The organism is Demequina soli, assembly GCF_000971195.1.
GTDB lineage: Bacteria > Actinomycetota > Actinomycetes > Actinomycetales > Demequinaceae > Demequina > Demequina soli.
Map to the genome: position 1 here is coordinate 339,745 of NZ_BBLZ01000001.1, position 19,501 is coordinate 359,245.

General features: G+C 72.0%; 16 protein-coding genes. 2 read left to right on the top strand and 14 right to left on the bottom strand.

What is annotated here, in order from left to right; translation table 11 throughout:
* Positions 1 to 120: 120 nt before the first annotated feature.
* Both prfB and AOM04_RS01665 read right to left on the bottom strand, forming a co-directional pair.
* A complete protein-coding gene (gene prfB, locus AOM04_RS01660) occupies positions 121 to 1,230 on the bottom strand; it encodes a peptide chain release factor 2 (protein WP_062461297.1) in 1,110 nt (369 codons plus the stop codon).
* Positions 1,231 to 1,299: 69 nt separating this feature from the next.
* Positions 1,300 to 1,578 carry a hypothetical protein gene (locus tag AOM04_RS01665; RefSeq protein WP_062461299.1) on the bottom strand — a complete coding sequence of 93 codons (279 nt, stop codon included), beginning with the start codon at positions 1,576 to 1,578 and terminating at the stop codon, positions 1,300 to 1,302.
* A gap of 202 nt (positions 1,579 to 1,780) precedes the next feature.
* On the opposite strand from AOM04_RS01665, the gene AOM04_RS01670 reads away from it, so the two are divergent.
* Positions 1,781 to 3,070 (top strand): metal-dependent hydrolase family protein, encoded by a 1,290-nt coding sequence (locus AOM04_RS01670; protein ID WP_082104279.1) that lies wholly within the window; start codon positions 1,781 to 1,783, stop codon positions 3,068 to 3,070.
* A gap of 4 nt (positions 3,071 to 3,074) precedes the next feature.
* Here the strand turns inward: AOM04_RS01670 and AOM04_RS01675 are convergent, their stop codons facing one another.
* The 10 genes from AOM04_RS01675 to AOM04_RS01720 form a co-directional block, all read right to left on the bottom strand.
* A complete protein-coding gene (locus tag AOM04_RS01675; protein ID WP_062461302.1) occupies positions 3,075 to 4,319 on the bottom strand; it encodes an MFS transporter in 1,245 nt (414 codons plus the stop codon).
* The gene (locus AOM04_RS01680) at positions 4,316 to 4,924 is read right to left on the bottom strand and encodes a cysteine hydrolase family protein (RefSeq protein ID WP_062461305.1); all 609 of its coding nucleotides are present in this window, start codon (positions 4,922 to 4,924) and stop codon (positions 4,316 to 4,318) included. The genes AOM04_RS01675 and AOM04_RS01680 overlap by 4 nt, the downstream gene beginning before the upstream one ends.
* Positions 4,921 to 5,586 carry a cysteine hydrolase family protein gene (locus tag AOM04_RS01685; protein WP_062461308.1) on the bottom strand — a complete coding sequence of 222 codons (666 nt, stop codon included), beginning with the start codon at positions 5,584 to 5,586 and terminating at the stop codon, positions 4,921 to 4,923. The genes AOM04_RS01680 and AOM04_RS01685 overlap by 4 nt, the downstream gene beginning before the upstream one ends.
* Positions 5,587 to 5,605: 19 nt before the next feature.
* Complete coding sequence (locus AOM04_RS01690; protein WP_169816393.1) at positions 5,606 to 6,610, bottom strand: ABC transporter permease; 1,005 nt, start codon at positions 6,608 to 6,610, stop codon at positions 5,606 to 5,608.
* On the bottom strand, positions 6,607 to 7,485 hold the full coding sequence (locus AOM04_RS01695) for an ABC transporter permease (RefSeq protein ID WP_062461313.1): 879 nt from the start codon (positions 7,483 to 7,485) through the stop codon (positions 6,607 to 6,609). The genes AOM04_RS01690 and AOM04_RS01695 overlap by 4 nt, the downstream gene beginning before the upstream one ends.
* Positions 7,469 to 9,187: an ATP-binding cassette domain-containing protein gene (locus tag AOM04_RS01700; protein WP_062461316.1), complete on the bottom strand. Its 1,719-nt coding sequence runs from the start codon at positions 9,185 to 9,187 to the stop codon at positions 7,469 to 7,471. Before AOM04_RS01700 ends, AOM04_RS01695 begins: the two co-directional genes overlap by 17 nt.
* Before the next feature lie 75 nt (positions 9,188 to 9,262).
* Positions 9,263 to 10,846, bottom strand: a complete 1,584-nt coding sequence (locus AOM04_RS01705) for an ABC transporter substrate-binding protein (protein WP_062461319.1) — start codon at positions 10,844 to 10,846, stop codon at positions 9,263 to 9,265.
* Positions 10,847 to 10,936: 90 nt separating this feature from the next.
* Positions 10,937 to 12,688 carry an allophanate hydrolase gene (gene atzF, locus AOM04_RS01710; RefSeq protein WP_062461321.1) on the bottom strand — a complete coding sequence of 584 codons (1,752 nt, stop codon included), beginning with the start codon at positions 12,686 to 12,688 and terminating at the stop codon, positions 10,937 to 10,939.
* A complete protein-coding gene (locus tag AOM04_RS01715; RefSeq protein WP_062461324.1) occupies positions 12,685 to 13,365 on the bottom strand; it encodes an urea amidolyase associated protein UAAP2 in 681 nt (226 codons plus the stop codon). Before AOM04_RS01715 ends, atzF begins: the two co-directional genes overlap by 4 nt.
* Positions 13,362 to 14,225 carry an urea amidolyase associated protein UAAP1 gene (locus AOM04_RS01720; protein WP_062461327.1) on the bottom strand — a complete coding sequence of 288 codons (864 nt, stop codon included), beginning with the start codon at positions 14,223 to 14,225 and terminating at the stop codon, positions 13,362 to 13,364. The genes AOM04_RS01715 and AOM04_RS01720 overlap by 4 nt, the downstream gene beginning before the upstream one ends.
* A 122-nt stretch (positions 14,226 to 14,347) precedes the next feature.
* Here AOM04_RS01720 and AOM04_RS01725 point away from each other — a divergent pair, with 122 nt between their 5' ends.
* Positions 14,348 to 14,986 (top strand): TetR/AcrR family transcriptional regulator, encoded by a 639-nt coding sequence (locus AOM04_RS01725; RefSeq protein ID WP_062461330.1) that lies wholly within the window; start codon positions 14,348 to 14,350, stop codon positions 14,984 to 14,986.
* A gap of 22 nt (positions 14,987 to 15,008) precedes the next feature.
* Here AOM04_RS01725 and AOM04_RS01730 read toward each other — a convergent pair whose 3' ends face one another.
* A complete protein-coding gene (locus AOM04_RS01730; RefSeq protein ID WP_062461334.1) occupies positions 15,009 to 15,836 on the bottom strand; it encodes an N-acyl homoserine lactonase family protein in 828 nt (275 codons plus the stop codon).
* 1 nt (position 15,837) lies between these two features.
* Positions 15,838 to 19,377 (bottom strand): 5-oxoprolinase/urea amidolyase family protein, encoded by a 3,540-nt coding sequence (locus AOM04_RS01735; RefSeq protein WP_062461336.1) that lies wholly within the window; start codon positions 19,375 to 19,377, stop codon positions 15,838 to 15,840.
* Positions 19,378 to 19,501: the final 124 nt, after the last annotated feature.

Below are 19,501 nucleotides of genomic sequence, written 5' to 3' on the forward strand. Positions count from 1 at the left end.
ATGTGCGAACCAGTTCGCTCCGCACGGAACCCGCCGCGACACGCGGGGCCGGGCCCGCGCATCGTCCCTGATCCGCGGCGTGTCGCCGGCGGAACCGTGCTGAGCGAAGGGCGGTGAGCGTTACTCGGCGTTCTGGCCGGCGCGGCGCCAGCGGATGCCGGCGTCGATGAAGCCATCGATGTCGCCGTCGAAGACGATCTGCGGGTTGCCGACCTCGTGGCCCGTGCGCAGGTCCTTGACGAGCTGCTGGCCGTAGAGGAAGTACGAGCGCATCTGGTCGCCCCACGAGGCCTTGATGTCGCCCGCGAGCTCCTTCTTCTGCGCTGCCTCCTGCTCCTTCTTGAGCAGCAGCAGGCGCGACTGGAGGACGCGCATGGCGGCGGCGCGGTTCTGGATCTGCGACTTCTCGTCCTGCATCGACACGACGATGCCGGTCGGGAGGTGGGTGAGGCGCACGGCGGAGTCGGTGGTGTTGACCGACTGGCCGCCGGGGCCGGACGAGCGGAACACGTCGACCTTGATCTCCGCCTCGGGGACCTCGATGTGGTCGGTGGACTCGATCTGCGGGATCACCTCGACGGCCGCGAAGGAGGTCTGGCGCTTATCGGCCGAGCCGAACGGGCTGATGCGCGCGAGGCGGTGCGTGCCGGCCTCGACGGACAGCGTGCCGTAGGCGTACGGGGCGTTGAGCTCGAAGGTCGCGGACTTGATGCCGGCGCCCTCCGCGTAGGACGTGTCGAGCACCTTGGTGCCGTAGCCGTGGCGCTCGGCCCAGCGCAGGTACATGCGCAGGAGCATCTCCGCGAAGTCGGTGGCGTCGTCGCCGCCGGCCCCCGAGCGGATGGTGACGACGGCGTTGCGCTCGTCCCACTCCCCCGTCATCAGGGTGCGGACCTCCATCGCGGCGAGGTCGGTCTTGAGCTTCGCGAGCTCCGCGTCCGCCTCGGCGAGCGTGTCCTCGTCCTCGCCCTCGGTGCCGAGCTCGACGAGCACCTCGAGGTCCTCGATGCGCGAGCCCATGCGCGTGACGCGCTCGAGCTCGGCGTTGGCCTGGCTCAGCTGGCTGGTGACGGCCTGGGCGTTGTCCTGGTCGTCCCACAGGTCGGGCGCGGCGGCCTGCTCCTCGAGCACGGCGATGCGCGCCTTGAGCTTGGCGGGGTCGGTCACCGCCTCGATCTGCGAGAAGGTCGAGCGGAGCTCCTGGATCTCAAGCGCGAAGTCGGTGGCCACGAGGGTCAAGTCTAGTGGGGCGCGTGCGGGACCTCGCCCGGGGACGATGCGCGGGCCGGGGCGGCCGGTTCAGCCGCCGGTGACGGCGTCGACCGCGTCCTTCGCCTTGTCCTTGAGGGTGTCGGCCTGGTCCTGGAGGTCCTTGGCGGTCTTCTGAGCGTCCTCGACCTGCTGCTGGATCTCGTCGGCGCGCTCGGAGGCCTGCTTCTGGACGTCCTTGGCCTTCTCGATCGCGTCCTGCGCGCCCTTGGTCGCATCCGCGATGGAGCCCTGGACGTCGCCGCAGCCGGAGAGCACGGTGGCGAGGACGGCGCCGGAGACGGCGGTGGTGACGAGGCGCAGCTTCATGGGCACCATCATCGCCGACACGTGCGATTTCCAATGACAGATGTGGCGGGTGTTCCCGGAGTGACGAATCGGGCCGCCACACGAGGCGACGCACGTCCCACGCCGGGCAGGCGGCTCCGCAACATCGCGGTAACTATCGGTCGCTAGGCTAACGGGAGCCCCGCGGAGGTCGCGGCGCCGTCACCCCACGGAGGTCACCCGCGTGAGCCCTGCCCGCCTTCCCGCCGTCCCCGCCGCGCCCGGCGTCACGCTCATCACCGGGGCGACGGTGATCGACGGCACGGGATCGGAACCGCGCGAGGGGTGCGACATCGAGATCCGGGACGGCGTCATCACCGCCGTGGGACCGACGAGCCCCGCGGCCGCGCGTCCCGACAGTCTCGTCGACGGCGCGGGAGCCTGGCTGATGCCGGGGTTCGTCGACACGCACGTGCACCTCACCATGCCCAACGGCGCGCGGCCCGAGGACGAGCGCCTCAAGTTCGCCGAGGAGCACGCCTTCGCGACTGCTCACTCCATGCGCCTCACGCTCGAGGCAGGCGTGACCGCAGCGCGCGATCTCTCGGGACTGACGCCCGGCTACCGCAACGCCGTCGCCCAGGGCCTCATCGACGGACCGCGGATGCACATGTCGATCGCGCTGCTGTCCCCCACGGGCGGGCACGCGGATCCGGTCCACGCGAACGGCAGCGTCGCCGGCTACGTCGCCTACGAGCCCGCCCCCAGCTGGGCAGTGGTCGACACCGATGACGAGGTGGTCAAGGCGGTCCGCACGCTCATGCGCACCGGCGCCGACGTGATCAAGGTGTGCACCACCGGAGGCATCTCCACCCCGACGGACAGCCCCGACGACCTGGGGCTGAGCGAGGAGCAGGTGCGGCTCATCGCCACCGAGGTGGCCCGACGCGGCGGGCGCGCGATCGCGGCGCACGCCCAGGGCAACGCGGGCGCGCTCGCGGCGGTGCGCGGCGGCACCACCAGCCTCGAGCACGGCTACGAGATGTCCGAGGAGCTCATCGAGGAGATGCGCGCGCACGGCACCGTGCTGGTGCCGACCCTGTCCACGCTGTCGCTCACCCCCGACCCGGCCGTCAAGCCGGCCGCGGTGGTCGCCAAGAAGAAGGAGTGGCAGGTGCGCGGGCGCGACGCTGCCGCGCGCGCGATCTCCGCGGGCATCCCCGTGGCGCTCGGCACCGACGCGGGCATCCACCCGCACGGCCGCAACCTCGCCGAGCTCGGTCACCTGGTGGACGCCGGCATGAGCCCGCTCGCCGCGATCCACGCGGGCACGCAGGCGGGCGCGCGGCTGCTGGGCCTCGACGCCCGCCTCGGCGCGCTCGCGCCGGGCATGCTCGCGGACATCGTGCTGGTGTGCGTGGACCCGCTCGCGCGGATCCACGAGCTTGCCGACGCCCGCACCGTGGAGGTCGTGGTGCAGGGCGGTCGGCTGGTCAAGGACGCCGCGGGACGCACGTCGACGCCCCGCGGTTGATCCCTCAGGCGCGCGCGGGCTCCTCGCTCGCCGCGACCGCCGTGGCGGCGACCGCGCGGCGACGCGCACGCGCGGTCGCCGCCCACGCCGTGCCCCCGGTGATCGCACAGCCGAGGAAGAGCGCGGCGGACAGGTACGGCAGCCCCTCGAGCCGACCCTGGTCGACCTGCGCGCTTGCGAGCGCGGCGCCGATCGACGTACCGGTGTAGATCAGCGACGAGTTGATGCCGACCACGACGTTGACGTGCCGTCCCGAGTTGCCCACGATCAGCGCCTGAAGCGGCGGGTTGATCGCCCACGAGCAGAAGCCCCACGCGAGCAGCAGGAGCGCGGCAGGCAGAGGGTGGGAGACGAGCGCGAGGCCGCCCACCGCCACCGCCGCGGCGACACCGAGCAGCGTGAGGATGCGGGCGGGTCCCAGCCTGTCCGCGGCCCCGCCCAGGACGCCGTTGCCGGCGAGGCCCGCGAGGCCGTAGCAGAGCAGCAGCCCGGACAGCAACGCCCCCGTGGCGCCGGTGGCACCCTCGAGGAACGGCGCGATGAACGTGTTGAGGCCGCCAGTGGCCGCGCCCTCGAGGAGCGCCGTCGCAAGGGTCGCCGCGAGCACCACCGCAGCGGACGCCCACACGACCGTGCCGTCGCCCTCGCGCCGGCGCGCCTCCTCGCCCGCAAGCCGCAGGCCCGCCTGCCAGGGACGCAGCGCCACGACGGTCGCGGCGGCGACGAGCACGAGCCCGGCAACCAGCAGGAACGCGGTCCGCGCCCCCACGGTGGTGCCGAGCAGGTTGCCCAGCGGCGCCCCGACGAGCGAGGACGCGACCATGCCGGTGAACGAGATGGACAGCGCGCGGGAGCGATGCGCGCCGGCGACGATGCTGCCCGCGTGGACGGTGCACATGGGCACGACCCCGGCCACCGCGACGGCCTGCACGACCCGCGCCGCGATCAGCTGCGGCACCGTGTCGACCTGCGACACCGCGAGCGCGGCGAGTGCGACGAGCGGCAGCGCGACGATCATCACGGTGTACGGCTCGAGGCGCCGCACGCTCCACGCGATCACGGGGGCTGCGACCGCGTACGCGAGACCGAACACGGCGTTCGAGCGTCCGACGTCGCCGAGCGAGATGCCCGTCTCCGAGGAAAAGGCCGACAGCACGCCGGGGACCAGCATCGAGCCGAGCGTCGCCGCGAAGACCGCGCCGGCGAGGGCCCACAGCGTCAGCAGCGCGCGGCGCGAGACCCCGCTCACGCGCCGGCGGGGACGGCTGCGCCCTCGAGCGAACCCAGCCAGCGCATCGTCTCCTCGGACGTGACCAGGGAGCCGTGCTGGAGGTAGTGGATCATCTCAAGCGCGTCGTCGTGCGCCTGGCGGGACGACCCCATGACCACGTCGGTCACCACGTTGAGGTGGAAGTCGCGCTGGTGTGCGTCGACCGCGGTGTAGAGGATGCAGATGTCCGTGAAGCCTCCGATGAGCACCAGGGTCTCCGCCTTGTACGCCTTGAGCACGATGTCGAGCTCCGTGCCGAAGAACCCGCTGTAGCGGCGCTTACGGATGTGGAACTCGTCGGGCGTGGGCTCGAGGCCGTCCGCCAGCTCGGTGTACTTGTTGCCCTCGATGCAGTGCGGGCCCTCGGAGCCGTCGAGCTCGCGGCCGATGTCGGTGAGGTGCGGCTTGTGGACCTCCTGGATCCATACGACGGGCACGTCCTTGGCGCGGGCCTCCGCGACCATCGCGACGGCCTTGTCCCGCTGCGCGGGGATGTCGAACGGGTCGTCCTGGGACATCGGGCCGTCCATCGGGCCGCCCTGGAAGTCGACCACCACGAGCACGGTGGAGCCGTGGATGTTCATGCGTCCTCCTTCGAGGTCTCGGGGGTGGGCTGCGGGCGCGCGTCGAGCCAGGCGTCGACCGCCTCGAGCGACACGAGGGCGTCGCGCTGCAGGTACTTCATGGCGCGTAGCGCGGCATCGTGAAGCTTCTGGCCCGAGCCGATCACCATGTCGGTGACGGTGCGGAAGCGGTAGTCGAGCTGGTGCGCGTCGACCGCGGTGTAGTGGATGCACACGTCCGTCATCCCGCCGATGAGGATGAGCGTCTCCGCCCGGTAGCCCTTGAGCACGATGTCGAGCTCGGACCCGAAGAATGCGCTGTAGCGGCGCTTCTGGATGAGGTACTCCTCGGGGCGCGGCTCAAGGCCGGGGTGCAGCTCGGTGCGGGGGTCGCCCTCGACGCAATGGACGTTCTCGCTGCCGTCGAGCTCGCGCCCGATGTCGATCAGCGAGGGCTTGTGCACCTCCTGGATGAACACGACGGGCACGCCCTTGGCGCGGAACCGGGCGACCATGTCGACGGCCTTGGCGTTGCGCTCGGGGCGACCGGGCATGTAGCCGGGCTTGTCGGCGCCGAACGACGACGGCTGCCCACCGCCCTGGATGTCGACGACCACGAGGACGGCGTTGCCGACCACGTCGAGCGTGTCGGACGGGGTGATGTCTGTCACCTGGAGTGGCATGAGGAGGTCCTTTCCGAGATCAGGAGAGACGGACGCGGGGGTCGACCGCCGCGAGCGCGACGTCGACGAGCGTGTTGAGGATCACGTAGACCGCGCCGAGGATGAGGCACACGGCCGCGATGGCGGGGAAGTCGCCGACGCCGATCGCGCCGGAGAGGTACGAGCCGAGCCCGTTCCACGAGAACACCTGCTCCACCACGACGAGGCTCGAGACCATGAAGCCCGCCTGCACCGCGAGCAGGGACAGCGCGGGGGACGATGCGTTGCGGAGCGCATGGCGACGAAGCACGGTGCCCTCACGCTCGCCCAGCGCGCGGGCGGTGCGTGCCCACGGCGAACGGAGCGACGACGCGATGCCGTCCGCGAGCACTCGCGCAAGCGCGACGCCCGAGCCGACCGCGGCGGCGAACGCCGGCAGCAACAGGTGCTGGATCGCGTCCCACGTGTAGGTGGGGCTCCCGTGGAGCATGCCGTCGAGCACGTAGAACCCGGTGGCATCGTCGTAAGGCCCGTACGACGAGCGGCCCGCCGCCGGCAACGCTCCCCCGAGCCACTTGTAGAACACGAGGACGGAGAGCATGGCGATGAGGAACGACGGGGCGGACGCCGCGGAGAAGAACACGAAGCGCATGAACGCCCCGAGACGGCCCGGGCGCGAGTACAGCGACGCGAGCGAGACGCCGATCACGACGGTGAGCGCCAGCGCCCAGCCCGCGAGCTCGAGCGTGGCCGGCAGCCGCGTCGCGAGCTCGTCCGCGATCGGCCGCTTGGAGGACAGCGAGATGCCGAAGTCCCCTTGGACCGCACCCACCACGAACGAGCCGAACTGGACGGGGATCGGGTTGTCGAGCCCCAGCTCCTCGCGCGCGGCCTCGACGGACTCTGCGCTGGCGTTCACGCCGACATAGGTGCGCACCGGGTCGGAGTCCGCGACCTTGCCGAGCGTGAACACCAGTAGCGTGAGGAAGAACAGGACGACGAGGAGCGACCCGAGTCGCTTGGAGATGAAGACCAGCACTGTCACACACCCGTCCGCCGGAGGACCACGCGAAGCGCGTCGCCGGCATAGTTGAAGACGAAGGCCAGCAGGCCGATCGCGAGGCTCGGGAGGACCGCGATCCACCACGCGTTGAGGAAGTACTTCATCCCGTCGGAGGCCATGCGGCCGAGCTCGGGCGCCGGCGCCGGCGTGCCGAGGCCGATGAAGGACAAGGCGGCGAGGGTCATCACGACGGCACCGATGTCGAGGCTCGCCGTGACCACGACGGTGGGCATGACGGCGGGCACCACGTGGCGCCACAGCAGCCGCCAGCCCGTCACGCCCGCCACTCGCGCGGCCTGCACGTGAGGCAAGGCGGCGACGCGGCGCACCTCACCGCGCACGAGCCGCGCGTACAGCGGCCACCACACGACGACGATGCCGATCATCGCGGACCCGAGCGACTGACCGATCGCGGCGGCGATCGCCATCGCGATGATCATCGCGGGGAACGCGAGGAACAGATCGGTGAAGCGCATGAGGGCGGTGTCGATCCAACCGCCCCGGAACCCGGCGACCACGCCGATCAGCGTGCCGATCGCGGCCGAGATCAGGGTCACCACCAGGGCGGCGAAGAGGCTGCGCTGCATACCCGCGACCAGCCGGGTGGCCATGTCCATGCCGAGCACGTCGGTGCCGAGCACATGCCCCGGCGACAGCGGGGGGAGCAGCTGCTCGCCCGCGGGGATGATCGCGCTGTACGGCATGAGCGCCGGGCCGACGAGGGCGATCAGCACCGTGGCCGCGACGGCGACGAGCGACAGCTTCTCGCCGAACCCGAGCGCTGACCACGCGCCCTCGGGACGGTCGGAGGCGGGACGCTCGAGCCGCTTGAGGGTGCGCTTAGGCGAGTACAGCATCGACGAGCCTCCGGCCGTAGTCCGTGGTGATGTCCTGCGCGAGATCCGCGGCGCCGACCGTCTCGACGATCTCACCGCCCGTCATCACGAGCACCCGATCGGCGATGAGACGCGCCGCCGCGAGGTCGTGGGTCACGAACATGACGGAGATGCCGAGCGAGTGGCGCAGCAGGTTGATGAGGTTGAGCACCGAGCATGCGACGGACACGTCGAGCGCGCTCGTGGGCTCGTCGCAGAGCAGGACGGAGGGTGGCACCACCACGGCGCGCGCGATCGCGACCCGCTGCTGCTGGCCGCCCGACAGCTGGGTGGGCCGGGCCCCGAGAACGGACTCGTCGAGCCCGACGAGCTCGAGGGTGCGCAGCGCCATCGCGCGCATCTCCGCGCGCGACAGACCCTTGCCCGTGGTCGTGTGCTCGATGCGCTCGCGCAGCAGCTCCTCCACGGTGCGCCAGGGAGTGAGGGACGCACCGGCGTCCTGGAAGATCACCTGCGTCCCCTCGCCCGCGACGCCCTGCGAGTCGACGGAGCCGGAATCCGGCGTCTCGATGCCCGCGGCGATCCGCAGGAGGGTCGACTTGCCCGACCCCGACTCGCCCACGAGCGCGACCGCCTCGCGGTAGCCGATCTCGAAGGACACGTTCTTGAGCACGTGGTTGCCCACCTTGCGCCCTCGCACCCGTGCCGTGTAGGTCTTGTCGACCTCGTTGACCGTGAGCGAGGGGCGGGTGACGTGCTCGACGAGGCGCACGTCCGACAGCCCGCTCGCAGCGCCGACCGCGGCAGTCGGACCGGTGAATCGGTTCCACAGGAGCTCGCCCGCCGCCCACGCCGACGCGACCGCATCGTCCGGGCGGCCCAGGTCGTCGAGCATGTCCTGCATCGAGGCCACGACGGCGGGTTCCGGCGCGCCGACCGGCCGGGCGCGATCCGTGGCGAGGGTGATCCGCGACGCCATGAGCCGCTGCGTGTAGTCGTCGGCGGGCTCCCCGATGACCTGCTCGGCAGACCCGGTCTCGACCACGACGCCGTCCTTCATCACGGCGATCTCGTCGCACATGTGGCGGGCCACGCCCAGGTCGTGCGTGACGAAGAGGACGGCGCACCCCGCTCCCTCGATCGACTCGCGAAGAACGCTCAGGACCTCGGCCTGGACGGACACGTCGAGGGCGGTGGTGGGCTCGTCGGCGACGAGCAGCAGCGGCTGCGGTGCGAGCGCGAGCGCGATCATGACGCGCTGCCGCATACCGCCCGAGAGCTGGTGGGGGTACTTCTTGAGGACATCGCCCGCACGGCGGATCTGGACCCGCTCGAGCGCCGCGACCGATGCCTCGGCGGACCCGGTGTAGCGGTTGAGCATCCGCCCGATGGTCATGGTGGGGTCCAGCGAACGCATCGGGTCCTGGAACACCGAGGTGACGTCACGCCCGCGGACCTGGGACCACGCCTGGTCCGTGATGGGAACCAGGTCGCGACCCGCGATCGAGATGCCCCCCGTCGCATGCGCTGAGCCGTCGGCGGGGATGATCCCCTGCACGGCCGCGCCGATGGTGGATTTGCCCGAGCCCGACTCCCCCACGAGCCCGAGGCATCGGCCCGCGGCGATCGACAGCGTGACGTCCTTCACCGCTGCGACGGTGCGCCCGCGCCCGCGGTAGGTCACGGTGAGATCGGAGACCGTGAGGACGGTCGATTCGGCCATGGGCCTCTCCTTCGCGTGATGGGGTCCCCGCGGCGGCCGGGAGGCGCCGCCGCGGGGACCGATCGGGGATGGTGGCTACGCGGCCGGGGACAGCTGGGTGAAGTCGAACGTGATACCCAGCAGCGGGTAGCTCGCCGTGGCCGCGCCCGTGATGCCCGCCTGGAAGGCGGCCGACACCTTGAGGTCCGCGACGGTGTACCAGGCCGCGGACTTCGTGACGGCGTCCGTGACGTCCCCGTAGAGGTCGCGGTCACCGGTCTCGATCGCCTTGTCGAGCATCGCGTCGAGGCCGTCGACCTCCGGGTAGAACAGGTTGAGCCCGCCGTCGCCCGAGTAGATCAGGCGCGCCCACGCGTCCGGGTGCGCCGCGTCGGGGAACACGCTCATGAGCGAGATGTCGGGCGCCTTCTCCGGGTCGAACACGGTCGACCAGTACGCGCTGGACTCCAGCCCGATGGACTCGGCCGAGATGCCCACGGTGTTGAGCTGGGCCGCCAGGTTGTCGGCGATGTCCTGGCCGCCGGGGACGTACGACGGGTAGTCGATGGTGATGGTCTTCCCGGCGAGGTCGCCCGCGGCGAGCGCGGCGAGCGCGTCCGGGTCGAACTCGATCCCGGTCTGGTTGAGGGCCGGGTCGACGAGCGTCGCCGGGAACACCCCCGTGGACGTCGTGCCGAGGTCGCCGTAGACGGACTGGACGATGGCGTCCCAGTCGATGCCCGCGAGCAGCGCCCGCCGGGTGTCCGCGGAGGCCAGCGCGTCGCGGTTGGTGTTGAGGTACACCACCGGCGCCATCGTCGACGCGTAGGTGTAGGTCTCGAGGCTCTCGTCGGCGCTGAGCGCATCGAACAGCGGCTTGTTCGCCGAGCCGATGTATCCGTCGAGCTCGCCGCTCTCGAGCTGCAGCTGGATCGTGTTGGTCGAGTCGAGGACGTGGAAGTCGATCGCGTCGTAGCCGCCGGTGTCGCCCCAGTAGGAGTCGTTGGCCGTCAGCTCGTAGCTGACGCCCTCGTCGAACGTGCCGTACTGGAACGGACCGGTGCCCGCGGAGTTCTTCGCGAACCAGTCCGCGTCGTCGCCGTGCGCGGCGAGCGCGTCGGGCGAGATCATCTTGAGACCGAAGGGCGACGCGAGGTAGTCGAGGAACGCGTCGTTCGGCGCCTCGAGCGTGAACACCACCTCGGTGTCCGAAGGCGTGTCGATGGACGCGATGCCCCCGACGAGGTAGGCCGGCCCGGACTCGCCCTCGGAGACCATGCGATCGACGGAGGGCTGGACGGCCGCGGATGTGAACGGCGTGCCGTCGGCGAACACGACGCCGTCGCGCAGGGTGAACGTGTACGTGAGACCGTCGTCGGACACGGACCAGTCGGTGGCGAGCGACGGCACGATCTCCGGCTCGTCGGTGCCGGTCGCATACTTCACGAGGCCCTCGTACGCGGCGAGCACCAGGTTCATCTCGGAGCCGTTGTACGCGCTGCTCGGGTCGGGCGCCGAGATGTCGGCCGAGAGCCCCATGTCGAGGACCGTGTCGACATCGGCGGCGCCGGAGGCGCCGGCCGACTGGCCCGGCAGGGTCTCGTCGGCGCTCGAGCAGGCGCTGAGCCCGAGCGCCAGAGCGGCGGCTCCGGCGAGGGCGAAGGTGGTGCGGCGGTTCACAGCTGGCTCCTTCGGAGTGGGATCGGGACCGTTGGGGGGAACGGTACGACGAACCTATCGGTCAATAGTTACATTGAGTCGCGGGCCGTGTTACGAGTGCGTTTCGGCCGCCTGGGAACGGGTCCAGCGGACCCAGTCGCCCGAGGCGGTGATGTCGATCGCGCCCTCGGTCGCGTGCTGCTCGCACAGGAATCCGTTGACGACGCGGCCGTCATCGAGGGCGACGTTGCCGATGGCCATCGGAGAGGGGATCTCGTCGACGAAGGTCCCGAATCCCGCGGCAGGGAGCCGCCACACCTCACCGCGGATCGCACCGCCCGAACCGGCGGGGCCGACGGAACGGACGAGCCCCGGCTTGGGGGGAACCGTCCTGAGAGCGTACATCCGGTACTCGGGCGACGTGATCGCGTCGCCGACCAGGAGAGCGCCGCGATCGGCGAGCTGATGGTGCAACGGCTGGCCGGCGCGATGCGCGCCGACGACGAACACGTCGACCTCGCCGGGCTCGGGCTCGGTGTCGCCCGCGGGCAGCACCCCAGGAGCGTCGACCCGCTCCGCGATGTCGCGCGCGATCCGGAGCAGGCGCGCGTCGCTGAAGGCGTGGCCCGTGAGCATCGCGCCGAAGCGGTCCTCGCCGGCGCGTCCCGCGGGCAGCGCCACGGCCGCCAGGTCGAGCAGGTTGGCGAAGTTGGTGAACCGGCCCATGCGCGAGTTCGCGCCCACCGGGTCCGCCGCGACCTCGGCGAGAGTGGGGTGCCACGTCGTCGTGGGCGTGAGCACGGCCGCGGCGTCGGCGAGCAACGCGGTCGCGGCCGCGCGGTACCCCTCGAGCGCGCGCTGGTCCGCGAAGAGCGCAGCCGCGGTGTGGCCGGCGCCGGCGAGGACGATCCCGGCCACGGTCGGGTCGATCTCGGCGCCTATCTCATCGCGGTGCGCCTCGAGGTGCTCCCCGACCGCCGCGTAACGCTCGGCCACGAACGAGGACTCATAGAGCATGCGCGCCGCATCGAGCAGGGGCACGATCGACCGCTCGACGGTGTCGAGGCCCGCATCGCGCGCGGCCTCGACGACGCGCGCGAACTGCTCGGCCCAACCAGGGGCAAGGTCGCCGAGCTCCGCCGCCCGCGGCACCACCAGGCGCCGCCGCGCGGTGGACGCGAGGACCGGCGCGGCGGAGGGACGCGCCGAGAGCGGGTCGCCCGCGTCGGGTCCGGACATGACCCGCATCGCGAGCGCCGCCAGCTCGGGGTCGGCGCTGAACACGGTCACGCAGTCGAGGGAGGCGCACGCGGGGACCACCCCGGTCGTCGGGACAAGCCCCCGCGTGGGCTTGAGGCCCCAGAGTCCGTGGAGCGCCGCGGGGACCCGCCCGGAACCCGCGGTGTCGGTGCCGAGCGCAAGGTCCACGAGGCCCAGCGCCACCGCCACGGCGGAACCGGAGCTCGAGCCGCCGCTGATGCGGTCCTCGCGCGACGCATGCCTGACAGCGCCATACGGCGAACGCGTGCCCACGAGCCCGGTCGCGAACTGGTCGAGGTTGGTCTTGCCGACCACGATCGCGCCTGCAGCGCGGAGGCGGGCCACCGCCGCGGCGTCGGCGCCGGGCACATAGGCGAACGTAGGCGCGGCGGCCGTGGTCCGGCAGCCCGCCACGTCAATGTTGTCCTTCACGGCGACCAGCCGGCCGGCGAGGGGGAGGCAGGCGCCGCCGGCCACCGCCTCGTCGACGCGCGCCGCCTCGGCCTCGAGGACGTCGGCGGCCACGACATGGATCCATGCCTCGGGACGCGACGTCTCCACGACGGCAGCGCTGAACCGCGCCACCGCATCGGCCGCCGTCACGCCGCGACCGCCGGGTCGGTCACGACGACGCGCAGCGGCGTGGGGTTGAAGTCGTTGCACGGGTTGTTGACCTGCGGGCAGTTGGAGAGCACCACCAGCACGTCGCGCTCGGCACGGAGGGCGACGCGCCTGCCCGGCCCCGACATGCCGTCCACGATCCCGAGCGTCCCGTCGGGCTCGACCGGCACGTTCATGAACCAGTTGATGTTCGACACGAGGTCGCGCGGACCGAGGCCGTGCCGCGCGCCCTCGAGCAGGAAGTTCTCACGGCATGCGTGATGGAACAGGGTGTGGTGCCCGTAGCGGAGCGTGTTCGACTCCTTGGAGCACGCCCCACCGATGGTGTCCTGGCGGTCGACCTCATTGCCGACGATCGTCATGAGCGGGTGGCCCTCCTGATCACGCAGGACGGCGCCATCGACCAGGTAGGCGTTGCGCTGCGCGGCGAGCGTCGCCTGCACGCTGTAGCGCACGTCGCGGTCGGCGGCGTCGTAGATGAGGCAGTCGCCGGACTGGTTGCCGCCGACGTCGACGAGCGTGAGCACGCGACCCGCGCGCACCACCAGCGACCATCCCTCGCGAGGCGCGATCTCGTGGTCGTCGACCACGACGCCGGCCACGAGGGGCTCGGAGCGATCGAAGTAGTCGGCCTCATGCGTGGCCCAGGTGACGGTCATCGGATCCCCCTTGCGAGCAGGTACTGGTCGGTGTTGAGGTACGCGCGGGTGCGCTCGGGCGTCGCGCCCCACCACGGATCGGCGGGGGACGATGCGGCGGCGGCCCACGCGTGGACGCGGAGGGGGCCCGCGCGGTACGCCTCGGCGGGATCGAGGGGGTGCACGGCGTTCGCGATGAGGATCGTGAGCGGCATCTCGGCGACCAGGTCGACAGTCGCCCCGGCGCCGCCTCCCCCGGTCCAGTCGAGCGCGCCGTCGGCGGCGACCCGCACACCCTTGAAGAACGACACGCTGGGCGGGACGTCGCGCGCCGTCAGGCCCTGCTTCGCGGCCGCCAGGAGGAGCAGCTCCCGCCCGGCCGCCGTCGCGGTATGCGCGGCGCCGGCGCCGTAGCGCGCGACGTTGCCGGCGAGCGTGGTCACGCCGCAGAACGCGTCGTGGTGGCCGCCCGCCGCATCGGCGACGACCGTGGCGAGGACGCGGCCGTCGCCCGACAGCAGCGGATGCCCGGTGCCGAGGTAGGCCTGCCACGGAATCTTCTGCGTATCGGCGACGTTGAGGCGCTCGGCGGGGTTGAGCGCGCTGTGGAGCACCACGTGCGCGCACGCGTCCCCCGTCAGGTCCTCCAGGCGGATCCGCGTGCCGCGGGCCACCGTCATGTGGGTGTAGCCCGGACCCGCGACCGTCTCCGCCCACACGAGGCTCGCGGGATCGACGTCGGCGGGGACGTGTGGCGAGGTCGCCGGCGGGAGGTACGGCATGGCCTCGACGGCGGTATCGGCGCGCCCGCGCGCATCGTCGCGCGCCTGGGCCAGCGTCGCGGTGTCCGAGCGGCGCCCCGCTCCAAGATCGTCGGTCACGGCATCACCTTTCGGTCGATAGGTACACACGGAGTGTAGAGCGCGTTTGTTTCCGCACGATTTCGCGCGCGAGGCTCCCGTTCGACGGATGCGCGCAGGCGCTACTGTGGGGGCGATCCGCCATGACGCACACCGACACGACCTCCCCCATCGCCGACGCCCCGCGCCGGTCGCGCCCCCATGGCAAGGAGCCCGTGGGGCGGGATCGGATCCTCGATGCGGCGGCGCGGCTGTTCGTCGAGCAGGGCTATGCCGCGACCACGACGCGTCAGATCTCGGCGGCGGTCGACATCAAGCAGCCGTCGCTCTACTACCACTTCCCCAACAAGGCCGCGATGCTCAAGGAGCTCCTGATCGAGACGACGCGCCCGTCGATCGAGAAGGCACGCGAGCTGCTCGCCGAGGCCTCCGGGGATCCGCTCGAGCAGCTGCTGGCCCTGATCCGCTTCGACGTGCATCTGCTCGCGTCGGGTCCGTCGAACATCGGCGCCCTGTACCTGCTGCCCGAGACCAACGAGCCGCTCTTCGGGACCTTCCAGGCGCTCCGGCAGGAGCTGGTCGGCGCGTACGGCGCGCTGCTGCGCCGCGCGATCGCCGCGGGCCGCGCCGACGTGGACGACCCAGCGGCCACCGCTGCCCTGCTGTTCTCCCTGGTCGAGGGCGTGATCCTGCGCCGCGCCGACGACCCGCGGCTGGACGCCGAGGCCGTCGCCGACGGGATCGAGCAGGCGACGGTGCGCATCCTCGCCGCGCAGCGCTGACGAACCCCGCCCGGCGCGGGGGTCACACCACCCGCACGCGCTCCCCACGCATCGTCGCGTCCCACGGCCAGGAGGCGGGGTCGTGACCCGGCCAGACCTCGACGCCCGGTCCGCGCATGTCCGCGAGCCTCTCGACCGCATCCTGCGCAGCCTGCTCCGCACCCGCGACGGGCACCACCGAGCACCGGCGCCGGCTGTCGAGGTTGTCCAGGAGGTCGGCTGCGTCGCACGCGAGCACCACCGTCCTGCCGGAGGCGAGCTCCACCCGGAACGACTGATGACCCGGCGTGTGGCCGTGCGTGTCGAGCGCCGTCAGGCCGGACGCGAGCACCGTCTCGCCGTCGATCACGCGCACGCGCTCCCCCGCGTCGATCACGTCGGACGGAAGCACCACGTCCCGGATGCCGGCGCCCGACTCGAGCCACATGTGCTCGCGCCGCTGAAGGATCACGGGGACGCCCGCGGGGACGTGACGGATCCCGCCGGTGTGATCGAGGTGGATGTGGCTGATGGCACATCCCGCGAGGTCCCGCCACGCGAGCCCCGCCCCGGCCACGGCGTCGAGGAGCGGATCGCCCAGCGGCACCACCGCGGTGTAGCTGTCGTAGTTGAAGACCTCGCGACGCCGCTCGGGGTCGCGCACGACCGCGACGTTGAAGCCCGTGTCGAGGAGCACCCACCCGTCGACGTACTCGACGGCGACGGCCGTGACGGGCTCGAGCAGGTGGCGCGACTGGTCGCCGCCGTGGATCGACATCGACTCGCGCATCGGCTCGTAGCCCACGACGAAGGGATGGAGCGCGAGCGGTGCGCCGCTGACCGGCAGCAGGCCCTCGAGGGTGCGCACCATGTCAGGCCTCCGTCCGCAGCGCCACGATCGCGTCGCCGGGCGCGACCGTCGCCCCGGCCGGTGCGAGCACCGCCTCGATCGTTCCGGCGTGCGCCGTGACGACCCTCGTCTCCATCTTCATCGCCTCCACGACCGCGACCGTATGCCCCGCCTCGACGCGCTCGCCCTCCGACACGAGAACCTTCCACACGTTCGCGGCGAAGGGCGCCTCGACGCCCACGCACCCCTCGGCGAGCGCTGCGGGCACGACGGGCGCCGCGGGTTCGACATCGCGGTCGAACTCCCCCGTCGCCGTCCATCGATCCCGCTCCTCGGCGAAGGCTCGCCGCTGCAAGGTACGGAAGCGGGAGATCGACTCCGCGTTCGCGTCGAGGAACCGGGCATGCTCGGCGAGCGAGAGCTCCCCGTCCGTGATCTCGGGGCGCCACAGCCCAGCCGCGAAGTCGGCGCGCAGGCGCAGGAGCTCATCGGCCTCGACGGGATACCAGGAGATGCGGTCGAAGAAGTCGAGCAGCCACGGGCGCGACCCGTCGACGGCGCGGTCGGCGCCCGCGAAGGATGCCCAGCGGTCCCACACCTGCGTGGTGCGACCCACGAACTGGTAGCCGCCCGGCCCTTCCATGCCGTAGATGCACAGGTAGGCACCGCCGATCCCGACGGAGTTCTCCGCGGTCCAGGTGCGCGCCGGGTTGTACTTCGTGGTGACCAGCCGGTGCCGCGGGTCGAGCGGGGTCGCGACGGGCGCGCCGAGGTACACATCGCCGAGGCCGAGCACCAGGTACTCCGCGTCGAACAGGGTGCGGTACACGTCGTCGACGCTGTCGAGGCCGTTGACGCGGCGGATGAACTCGATGTTCCACGGGTTCCAGGGCGCGTCGTCGCGCACGCCCGCCTCGTAGCGGGCGATCGCCTCGCGCGTCGCCGGGTCGTCCCACGACATCGGCAGGCGCACGCGCCGGCTCGGTACCACCAGGTCGTCGGCCTCGGCCACGTCCGCCGCCAGCGCGAGGATCCGATCGAGCGTCGCACGGGTCACGTGGGCGGGATCGTCGAACGTCACCTGCAACGAGCGGATGCCCGGCGTGAGGTCGCGCAGGCCGGGCAACGCGGCCTCGCACACCCGGTGCTGGAGGACATGGACGCGCGCGCGAAGCATGAGGTCGAGCTCCTGAGGACCCAGCTCGACAAGCAGGCTGTCGTCGCTCTGGCGGCGCACCACCACGCCGTCGCTGTCCGCGAGCACGCCGCGCGGCGCTCCTGCCAGGTCAGGGATCGAGGGATCGAGGCGCACGAAGCGCACCTGGTCCCCCGGGGCGAGCTGACCGAGCTTCCACCGCTCCGCCTTCGCGACGGTCACGGGGGTGACGAAGCCGCCGAGGCTCGGGCCGTCCGGACCGAGCAGCACAGGGGTGTCGCCGGTGAAGTCCATGCCACCGACGGAGTAGGGGGTGTCGTGGATGTTCGACGGGTGCAGGCCGGCCTCGCCACCGTCCGCGCGGGCCCATGCCGGCTTCGGGCCTACGAGCCTCACGCCCGTGCGGTCGGAGTTGAAGTGGACCGAGTAGCTCGCGGACAGGATGTCGTCGACGTCCTCCTGGGTGAAGAAGTCGGGCGCGCTGTGGGGCCCGTCGAGAACCCCGATCTCCCAGGCCGTGCCGATCGTCGGCCGGTCAGGCAGGATCCCGACCGGGTCCGCCGGCGGCACCGACGAGATGCCCACGGGGAGCTCGTCGCCCGGCAAGAGCGCGCGCCCCGCATGGCCGCCGAACCTTCCCAGCGTGAAGGTCGCACGCGATCCGAGATACGGCGGGACGTCGATGCCGCCCGCGACCAGCACGTAGACCCTGAGCCCGGCCTCTACGCGCCCGACCGTGAGCAGCGACCCGGCGCTGACCTCGATGGGCTCCCATTGCGGGACCGGGTGTCCGTCGACGGCCACCGCGGCGGGCGCCCCGGCGACGCACACGCGCACGTCCTCCGCCATGCGCAGGCTGGGCCCCGCGACCGTGCACTCGAGCCCGGCGGCTCCCGGGGCGTTGCCGAGCATCAGGTTGCCGATCGCGAAGCTGCGGTCGTCCATGGGTCCCGACGGTGGCACCCCGATATGCCACAGGCCCGTGCGGCCGGGACCCTCCTGGACCGTGGTGAGGAAACCCGCCTCCTCGACGCGGATCCCGGCCGGCGGGGCCACGATGGTGCCGCCGAGACTCGCGGTGGTGTGCGCGCCGTCGGCGACCGTCGGGTCGGCCGCGATCGTGCGCAGCAGCGCGAGGTTGGTGTGCACACCGTCGATGCGCGTGCGTGCGAGCGCCACGGCCTGCCGCTCCCACGCCTCGGCGCGACTCGCGCCGGCGGTGATCACCTTGGCGACCATCGGGTCGAAACGCATCCCCACCTCGGTGCCCGCCTGCACCCACGTGTCGACGCGCGCATCGTCCGGCAGCTCGACGTGGGTCACGATGCCCGGGCTTGGGCGGAAGTCCGCGGCCGGGTCCTCGGCGTAGATGCGGCTCTCGACCGCGGCGCCGGAGACCGGCACCGCACCGCTCTCGGCGTGCGCCTCGAGGAAGGCCGTCTCGCCCGCGGCGAGGCGCACCATCCAGTCGACCAGGTCGACGCCGGTGACGGCCTCGGTGACCGGGTGCTCCACCTGCAGGCGCGTGTTGATCTCGAGGAAGGACGCCTCCCCGCTGTCCGCATCGAGGACGAACTCGACCGTGCCGGCGCTCCGGTAGCCGACGCTCTCCCCCAGGCGGCGAGCCGTCCGATGCAGCCGATCCCGCACCTCGGGCGCGAGGTCGAAGGCGGGAGCCTCCTCGACCACCTTCTGGTTGCGGCGCTGGAGCGTGCAGTCCCGGTCGCCGAGGGTGACCACGGCGCCGGCACCGTCGCCGAAGATCTGGACCTCGACGTGGCGCGCGCGCTCGATGTAGCGCTCCGCGAACACCCCGCCGCCGACCACCGCCGCGATGCGCGCCACGCCGTCGAACGCGGCCGGCACCTCCTCGAGGTCGCGCACCACGGCCATGCCCTTGCCTCCGCCGCCGGCGGCGGCCTTCACGATGACAGGAAGGCCGAGCTCGGCGATCCGGGCGCGCGCGTCGTCGGCGTCGACGAGCTCGGGCGTCGCCGCGGACGTGGGCACACGCGCCGCGATAGCGCGATCGCGCGCCGCCTGCTTGTCACCGAACAGCGCGATCTGCTCCGGCGTCGGCCCGATGAACACCAGCCCCGCCGCCTCGACCGCCACTGCGAACGCGGCGTTCTCGGACAGGTAGCCGTAACCCGGGTGGATACCCCACACACCGTGCGCGAGCGCGATGTCGATCAGCTGCTCGGCGTCGAGATAGGGATCGAGGTCGCCGCGCCGCTCGAGCCTCACGACCCGGTCGGCCTGCTCGATGTGGAGGCTTCCGCGGTCGTCGTCGGTGTACACGCCCAGCGTGTCGCCGCCCCACTCCTTGACGGACCGGAAGATGCGAGTCGCGATCTCGGCACGGTTCGCGACCATGACCGTGCGAGGGGCGGTGTTCATCGTCATGCCGGGACTCTATCGGACGATAGGTAAACGCGGTGTTTCGGCTCGACGCGCACGATGTTTCGTCCCCCAACTGCGGCCGACTTCCAATGACAGATGTGGCGGGTGGGACGAGGTATCCCTCGTC

What these genes read in the sequence shown, in the direction of transcription:
- AOM04_RS01665 (WP_062461299.1), bottom strand. Translation starts at nt 1,578, where the DNA reads ATGAAGCTGCGCCTCGTCACCACCGCCGTCTCCGGCGCCGTCCTCGCC.
- AOM04_RS01680 (WP_062461305.1), bottom strand. Translation starts at nt 4,924, where the DNA reads ATGAACATCCACGGCTCCACCGTGCTCGTGGTGGTCGACTTCCAGGGC.
- AOM04_RS01685 (WP_062461308.1), bottom strand. Translation starts at nt 5,586, where the DNA reads ATGCCACTCCAGGTGACAGACATCACCCCGTCCGACACGCTCGACGTG.
- AOM04_RS01695 (WP_062461313.1), bottom strand. Translation starts at nt 7,485, where the DNA reads ATGCTGTACTCGCCTAAGCGCACCCTCAAGCGGCTCGAGCGTCCCGCC.
- AOM04_RS01700 (WP_062461316.1), bottom strand. Translation starts at nt 9,187, where the DNA reads ATGGCCGAATCGACCGTCCTCACGGTCTCCGATCTCACCGTGACCTAC.
- AOM04_RS01715 (WP_062461324.1), bottom strand. Translation starts at nt 13,365, where the DNA reads ATGACCGTCACCTGGGCCACGCATGAGGCCGACTACTTCGATCGCTCC.
- AOM04_RS01725 (WP_062461330.1), top strand. Translation starts at nt 14,348, where the DNA reads ATGACGCACACCGACACGACCTCCCCCATCGCCGACGCCCCGCGCCGG.
- AOM04_RS01730 (WP_062461334.1), bottom strand. Translation starts at nt 15,836, where the DNA reads ATGGTGCGCACCCTCGAGGGCCTGCTGCCGGTCAGCGGCGCACCGCTC.
- AOM04_RS01735 (WP_062461336.1), bottom strand. Translation starts at nt 19,377, where the DNA reads ATGACGATGAACACCGCCCCTCGCACGGTCATGGTCGCGAACCGTGCC.